10 protein-coding genes are annotated in these 6,215 nt (G+C 40.3%); 7 read left to right on the forward strand and 3 right to left on the reverse strand.

The genetic code is table 11. The annotated features are described in order from the left end of the window. Nucleotides 1-24: 24 nt before the first annotated feature. The 7 genes from OEX01_05705 (at nt 25) to OEX01_05735 (ending at nt 5,063) form a co-directional block, all read left to right on the forward strand. Nucleotides 25-252 carry a ribosomal protein L13e gene (locus OEX01_05705; GenBank protein MDH5448482.1) on the forward strand — a complete coding sequence of 76 codons (228 nt, stop codon included), beginning with the start codon at nt 25-27 and terminating at the stop codon, nt 250-252. A gap of 26 nt (nt 253-278) precedes the next feature. Beyond that, the gene (locus OEX01_05710; GenBank protein MDH5448483.1) at nt 279-710 is read left to right on the forward strand and encodes a hypothetical protein; all 432 of its coding nucleotides are present in this window, start codon (nt 279-281) and stop codon (nt 708-710) included. Further along, nucleotides 707-1,444 carry a hypothetical protein gene (locus OEX01_05715; GenBank protein MDH5448484.1) on the forward strand — a complete coding sequence of 246 codons (738 nt, stop codon included), beginning with the start codon at nt 707-709 and terminating at the stop codon, nt 1,442-1,444. The genes OEX01_05710 and OEX01_05715 overlap by 4 nt, the downstream gene beginning before the upstream one ends. 17 nt (nt 1,445-1,461) lie before the next feature. Next, nucleotides 1,462-1,758 (forward strand): Rpp14/Pop5 family protein, encoded by a 297-nt coding sequence (locus tag OEX01_05720; protein ID MDH5448485.1) that lies wholly within the window; start codon nt 1,462-1,464, stop codon nt 1,756-1,758. An 11-nt stretch (nt 1,759-1,769) separates the two neighbouring features. Next, nucleotides 1,770-2,273 carry a hydrogenase 3 maturation endopeptidase HyCI gene (locus tag OEX01_05725; protein ID MDH5448486.1) on the forward strand — a complete coding sequence of 168 codons (504 nt, stop codon included), beginning with the start codon at nt 1,770-1,772 and terminating at the stop codon, nt 2,271-2,273. 106 nt (nt 2,274-2,379) lie between these two features. Further along, nucleotides 2,380-4,872 carry a C39 family peptidase gene (locus OEX01_05730; GenBank protein MDH5448487.1) on the forward strand — a complete coding sequence of 831 codons (2,493 nt, stop codon included), beginning with the start codon at nt 2,380-2,382 and terminating at the stop codon, nt 4,870-4,872. A 68-nt stretch (nt 4,873-4,940) separates the two neighbouring features. Beyond that, on the forward strand, nt 4,941-5,063 hold the full coding sequence (locus tag OEX01_05735; protein MDH5448488.1) for a hypothetical protein: 123 nt from the start codon (nt 4,941-4,943) through the stop codon (nt 5,061-5,063). Here OEX01_05735 and OEX01_05740 read toward each other — a convergent pair. The 3 genes from OEX01_05740 to OEX01_05750 are packed head-to-tail and all read right to left on the reverse strand — an operon-like array spanning nt 5,055 to nt 6,189. Continuing rightward, nucleotides 5,055-5,702 (reverse strand): hypothetical protein, encoded by a 648-nt coding sequence (locus OEX01_05740; protein MDH5448489.1) that lies wholly within the window; start codon nt 5,700-5,702, stop codon nt 5,055-5,057. The genes OEX01_05735 and OEX01_05740 overlap by 9 nt on opposite strands. Then, nucleotides 5,703-5,957, reverse strand: a complete 255-nt coding sequence (locus OEX01_05745) for a hypothetical protein (protein MDH5448490.1) — start codon at nt 5,955-5,957, stop codon at nt 5,703-5,705. Nucleotides 5,958-5,970: 13 nt separating this feature from the next. Then, nucleotides 5,971-6,189 carry a hypothetical protein gene (locus OEX01_05750; GenBank protein MDH5448491.1) on the reverse strand — a complete coding sequence of 73 codons (219 nt, stop codon included), beginning with the start codon at nt 6,187-6,189 and terminating at the stop codon, nt 5,971-5,973. Nucleotides 6,190-6,215 lie beyond the last annotated feature (26 nt).

The raw sequence follows: 6,215 nt of genomic DNA on the forward strand, positions 1-6,215 counted from the left end.
TTTTGCAGTTGAGAGTGTGAACAAATGGCTTTGCGAAATCGTTTGATTGTTCGTAAAAAGAGTGGTGAAAAGCGTAAAGGAAGAGGTTTCAGCAGAGAGGAACTGAAAAAGGCGGGCATCAGTCTTAAGCAAGCTTTACACGTCGGGTTGCCCGTTGACGTGAGAAGACGAACGGTTCACGGTGAAAATGTTAAACTGATTAAGCGGCAGTTAAAAAAAAGTAATCCCAAGGCAAAGAAAAAAACCTCTTGAAGACAACAATACTGAGGTAGCAAGAGTTGAAGCTTCCCATAGTATACATAGATATCCGCTTCTCAGTTCACGCAACCGAAGACTCGGAAAAGGTAAAAAAAGCAGTGTACAACCTGTTTCCAGTGAATCGCATCGAAGAAGTAATATTCAAAAAAGACGCTTTGAAGGGTCATTATGGCAATCCTATAATTCTCTTTGAAACAAGGGTAAAAGACGAAGAGATAATAAAGGCTTTTGTCGAAAAGCTTGCCACCTGTCTCAGCATGTTGGATAAAGAAACAATGCTTAGAGAGTCAGACATGTTTGTGGAGAAAAGTAACTTATATCTCCGTCTTGACAAACAAGCAGCATTTGAGGACGAATTTACACTTCACAAAGCCGACCCTATTCATATTCGTATCCACTTCAGAAAGAAGGACATTGTTGAAATCTGCCGAGAGTTAGGGATAATGCCATGAAACAATTTGCCGACCTCCACTTACAACCAAATCTGGACAGGAGAGAACAGATAGAGAAAATAGTATCAAAAGCATCAGATCTAGGCTACAGCTTAGTAGGAGTTTCTCTGCCTCCAAAAGTTAAACCGGACACAATCCGTTTCTTACGGAAAATTTGCAGAAACTACCGTGTTGATTTTGCCATGAGAATTGACTTAACGCCGAAATCATCAGGTGAACTATTGAAAAGTCTGAGACAATTTCGGCGAAAATTCGAACTGGTATCTGTGAACTGTTTTTCAAAATCGGTTGCTAGGCAGGCAGCTAAGGATCATCGAGTTGATTTTGTTGTTTTTCCTTCTCGTAATCCGCGTGAACGGTTTTTTGATTATGCTGAGGCAAGACTGGCTTCTCAGGGTGCTGCTGCTTTTGAGATTGACATGGCGTTAATTCTTAGGTCTGCTGGTTTTTCTAGGGTGCGTCTTCTTTCTTGTTTGCGAAGAGAGGCGGCAATTGCTGAGAAGCTTGGTGTTCCTGTCGTAATTAGTGGTGGTGCGGTTGATTCTTTTCAGTTGCGTGGACCTCACGATTTTGCGAGTATTGCTGTGTTGTTTGGGATGGACAGCGTAGCTGCTTTGAATGCGGTTTCTATTACGCCTCTGGGTATTGTTGAGCGTAACAGAAAGAAGCTTGACTCGAGTTATGTAGCGAGGAGTATACGTGTGGTACGGAGGGGAAGGAACTGCGGCAGCTAAGAAGGCGCTATTTGGCTTTGAAGGCTGAGAGCGACCAGCCCTTTGATGAAAGAGATTTGATGAACGCAATTTGGAGTATGGTGTATCAGCTTTTCGGCGAATTTGGTGCCAGTCAAACTGCTTTGTCTCTGGTAAAGTGTAACGACGAGAAAAAAGTTGCGATTGTCAGATGTTCGCATAAGGCATTGGACTTGGTTAGAGCGGCTGTTGCTGCTGTTACAGAGATTAACGGAAAACGTGCTGTAATTCGTGTCGTTGCCGTTTCTGGAACGTTGAAGGCGCTTCGGAAGAAGTTGCTTAGACAGATTGTCTGAGGTGGCTACTAGTGAACAAGTCAGGGGATGTCGGGGATGCGTTGCGGAAATGGCTGAAGAATGCAAAGAGGATTGTTGTCGTCGGGATTGGCAATGAACTGCGTAGAGACGACTTTGTAGGTGTGGAATTAGTCAGAGGTTTGAAAGGTAAAGTTTCTAAGCGGGTGATGCTTATTGAAAGTGAAACGGTTCCAGAAAGCTTCATTGAACCCATAACTAAGTTTAATCCCACCCACATTCTAGTCATCGACGCTGGACTGCTTGGGCTAGAGCCGGGCGATGCAAAGTTTGTGGAATCAAGCAAGGTTTTAGGTTCACAAACTACTGCAATTTCAACGCATGCTCTTCCACTTAGAATATTTTGTGAGTATCTGGAAAAAACAGTAGGTGCTAGAATCGCCTTGATAATTGTGCAGCCTAAAGTGACTGATTTTGGTGAAGGCTTGAGCATGGAAGTTGAAGGGGCGGCTGAAAAGTTGAGAAATACTATGATCGAAGTCTTGGGCACCACATGAAATTTTTTGCTTTTTTAGATATCTTAGATAGGTTGTTTAGAATTCAGTTGAAGATTTGTCCATAAACCATAAAAACTGAAACAGAGAATATAATAAATGATGCTTCATGAGTAGGAAACTTGTTTTCTTTATTCTCGTTTCATCCATAATGGTAATGCTACCTATTTCCGCCACTTTCTCTCAATTTGTTGCATGTGGAAAACGCCTCGACGAATCCAACATTGAAGTCAGTAACTCTGCTGCATATCTCCCTGTGCCGTTTCACTATCAGAATAAGAGCTACTACTGTGGTCCAGCAGCTTTGGAAATGGTCTTTGATTATTATGGAGAAGATGTTCCTCAAGCGGAAATTGCTGATGTAGCAAGAACCTATCCTTATGTAACGTTTACGGATGAGTTGTTGAGGGCAGCTCATTTTAGCAATATGAGCATCTCACAAGGTGATGAAATTCCTGATAGTAATATCACGGGATATTCGGCTCGTAAGGTTGGCTATTCTGCCTTTGAACAATGGCCTCTAACCATAGAAGACTTGGAGACATTGATAGACAAGGGAGAACCCACAATTGTCTTAATGTGGTGGTCCTCTGCAAAGCTTTATGGCCACTATCGAGTTGTAATAGGATATAACACTACACACGTAATCACGCATGATCCATGGAACAAAGATTGGGGTGGGGAATATGGAGGAGCTAACACTTCGATGACGAATGAAACGTTTCTAGATTTGTGGGAATACTCAAATTATTGGGGGCTTTGGGTGAAGCCTTGGGACATAGAATTACAAATCCCTAGCATAGTAAGTAAAGGAGATGACTTTGAAGTAATAGCCAACATAACCTATCTTTGCTCTACGCCATTTAGTACAACCGACTATCCAGCCTCTTTTTGCAACGCAACTATTGAGTTGCAGGAAGGCTTGGAACTGGGGTCGGGAGAAACAAAACAGCACGCCTTAGGGAATATTTTTGCTGGAAATTCTGTTCAGACATCTTGGTCAATCCAAGCGAGTGAGACTGGTTCTTATAATCTTTTAGTGACAGCTATGGGAATCATAGAGGGTAGTGTTTGGGAACATGAGACGTATCCCTCCTACAACTATCAAGACGCAATTGGAGGGTTGTGTGTTAACTCGTTATCCGTAGCTGATCAAATTTGTAGAGTTCATAATGTTGATACAAAATTGAACTTTACCACAATTCAAGAGGCAATAAATGACCTAGAAACAGCTGATGGGCACACGATACTTGTTGATTCAGGCATCTTTTACGAACACGTTGTAATAAACAAATCAGTGATCCTGATTGGAGAGGATCCTGTTTCAACCATTATCGACGGCAGCAAAACCGGCAATGTTACCACCGTAATTTCTGACAACGTGAATATCACTGGTTTCACAATACAGAATGGCGGCGATTTTTCAGAATGGCCAAACGCCTACGGTGTCTTAGTTGAATCTAACAACAACTACCTTGCCAGAAATATAATTACGAACAACAGTCAAGGGATCCTATTGAAAACTTCTAACAACAACACCCTAAGAGAAAACAATATGACTAATAACGTTTTAAATTTCGGTGTCGGATGGAATCCCACACTTGGTATCTTCCATTTTCTACACGACATCGACGAAAGCAACAAAGTTGACGGATTTCCCATCTATTATTGGATAAGTCAACATAATAAACAAATTCCAAGAGATGCTGGATCTGTTTATGCGATCAATTCTAATAACATATTGGTGAAGGATATTACTGTCACCAATGACATTGTATGCTTTGCAGGCACAAATAACTCAAAGATAGAAAACGTAAGCTCAGATTCTGGCGCAATCTGCTTGACATCAAGTCATAACAACCAACTACTCAATAACGTGATGAAGAAAAGTCAAATAAGTTTAATCTATTCCAACAACAACATTGTTGTAGGAAATACTGTCTCTGACGCAGAACATGGGATATATCTTTTCGGACCATCTCACGACAACACAATCTATCACAACAACTTAGTCAATAACACCAAGAACGTGTACATCCACACATGCAATAATAATTCGCAAAAAAACTTCTGGGACAACGGTTTTGAAGGAAACTATTGGAGCAACTACACCGGAGTTGACCCAGACCATGATGGAATAGGTAACAGTTGGCATGTGATTGACCAAAACAACACAGACTACAACCCTTTGATGGGAATGTTTTCTGATTTTAGCGCCACTTCAGAACATCAGGTTCAAACTATCTGCAACTCTACAATATCGAATTTTCACTTCAACGGAACTGCAATAATTTTCAACGTTTCTGGCGAAAATGGCACTAATGGTTTTTGTAGAATATGCATTCCAACAGCTTTGATGAATGAAACGTACAGAGTCTTTGTTAATGGCACTGAAGTTTCACACACTCCACTAACAAGCATTTCCAACAACACACACAGCTACCTATACTTCACTTACAATCATTCAACACAAGAAACAATCATAATTCCAGAAAAGACGATTTTTACAGTTTGGTTTTTGATTTTAGCCTCAATTTGGCTCTATTTTCTGAAAGGGTCTAAAACACTTTCAAAGAATGCCACAAAGCCAGCAAGAGTATGAGTAGGTTACTTTTGAGATAGAAATCCTTTTAAAAGGATAAAAACCATAAATAACATAGAGAGACCCCTTTGAAGAGAATAGAGACTTGGTTAAACGAAAAGCAATACAAACGATTCATTAAGAAAGTTGAAGCTAAGAAGTTGACTCCTTACGCTTTTTTGAAGCAACTTGTCTTGAAAGAGCTATCCTAATGGAAACATGTTTTCTAAATCTTTGCGTTTCTCTCTGCATTGGTTACATGTGCAGTTGGGGTCATTGTAGCTATGTGGTCTCCCTTTTGACTTTCCCATATCCATTTTTTTCCTATAGCTTCGGCTTGTGGATGCTTTGACTTGCTTTCGTTCTCTCATTCCTTCGGTCTTTATTTTTTCTATTTCCCGTTTGTATTCAAGGTTTTCTATGTGTTTTTCACTAAGCTTTGCATGATACTCTTTGTAGGCTTGACCGCTTTTCGTTGAAGTTACTCTATTCAAAAGTTGCTTTTCTTGTTGTTCTTTCTCACATAGACGGCAAATATCTTTAGGAATTGTGCCATTCGATTTAACTCTCACAAGTGGATTTCGTGAATAGCATGTAAAATCTTCGTCATCTTTAGCTTTTCGGAATCTACATGCAAATGCTCCAAAATCGCTGAAGTAAGGAGTATCCTCTTCCTTATCCTCTCTATTTTCAGACATTGAATTGGTCTCAATTCCGAGCATCTTCTCTCTATAAACATTACAGATTTCGTGAATGGCTTGTCTCCTAGACATGAAACCTTTTTCTTTTTGAATGTTCTCTATCAGCTTAAAGTCTTCATCTTCTACATCAGAATTGAGATTTCTAACCATTTATTGCCTACTCTTTTGAAGTCTTTCTTTCCATTGTTTCGCATTTACTCCGACCCCTTGTTCTCTAACTTTTAGAGGCAACCGTTGCCACACAAGACCTATTGAGCCTTCTTCTCTTGCGGGCATAGGCTCACGCTTATTTTTTGTGGGTGTCCAATTTGGAGAGTATTTTCTTGAAAAAGGTAGCGAAGACTCTCTTCTTGAAAATAGCGACTTGAGTATCGCCTCAACGTCAAACAAAGGTTTATCTGACATTCTATTCATCTCCTTACTCTCTTAGAAATGGTGAAAGAGCTTCTCTTCCTTTAGGCTTTTCAGGCTCAGGCTTTGGCTCTTCTTTCTTGAATATACCGTCATAAACTTGTTTTCCAATCTCAAAGATTCCATCCCAAAATTTTACGCTTATGTCCTTTTCCCTTTGATTTTTTCTTTTTGTCTCCCATGCTTTCAATGCCGCTTTTCTTCTGTTTCTCTTTTTCTTTGTCATTTTTCCATATCACCTCAAGGGCTGCC

The sequence above is a fragment of the Candidatus Bathyarchaeota archaeon genome (assembly GCA_029882535.1).
GTDB lineage: Archaea > Thermoproteota > Bathyarchaeia > Bathyarchaeales > SOJC01 > JAOUKM01.

Coding starts and splice junctions, on each gene's coding strand:
- OEX01_05705 (MDH5448482.1), top strand. CDS start 25: ATGGCTTTGCGAAATCGTTTGATTGTTCGTAAAAAGAGTGGTGAAAAG.
- OEX01_05715 (MDH5448484.1), top strand. CDS start 707: ATGAAACAATTTGCCGACCTCCACTTACAACCAAATCTGGACAGGAGA.
- OEX01_05730 (MDH5448487.1), top strand. CDS start 2,380: ATGAGTAGGAAACTTGTTTTCTTTATTCTCGTTTCATCCATAATGGTA.
- OEX01_05740 (MDH5448489.1), bottom strand. CDS start 5,702: ATGGTTAGAAATCTCAATTCTGATGTAGAAGATGAAGACTTTAAGCTG.
- OEX01_05745 (MDH5448490.1), bottom strand. CDS start 5,957: ATGTCAGATAAACCTTTGTTTGACGTTGAGGCGATACTCAAGTCGCTA.
- OEX01_05750 (MDH5448491.1), bottom strand. CDS start 6,189: ATGACAAAGAAAAAGAGAAACAGAAGAAAAGCGGCATTGAAAGCATGG.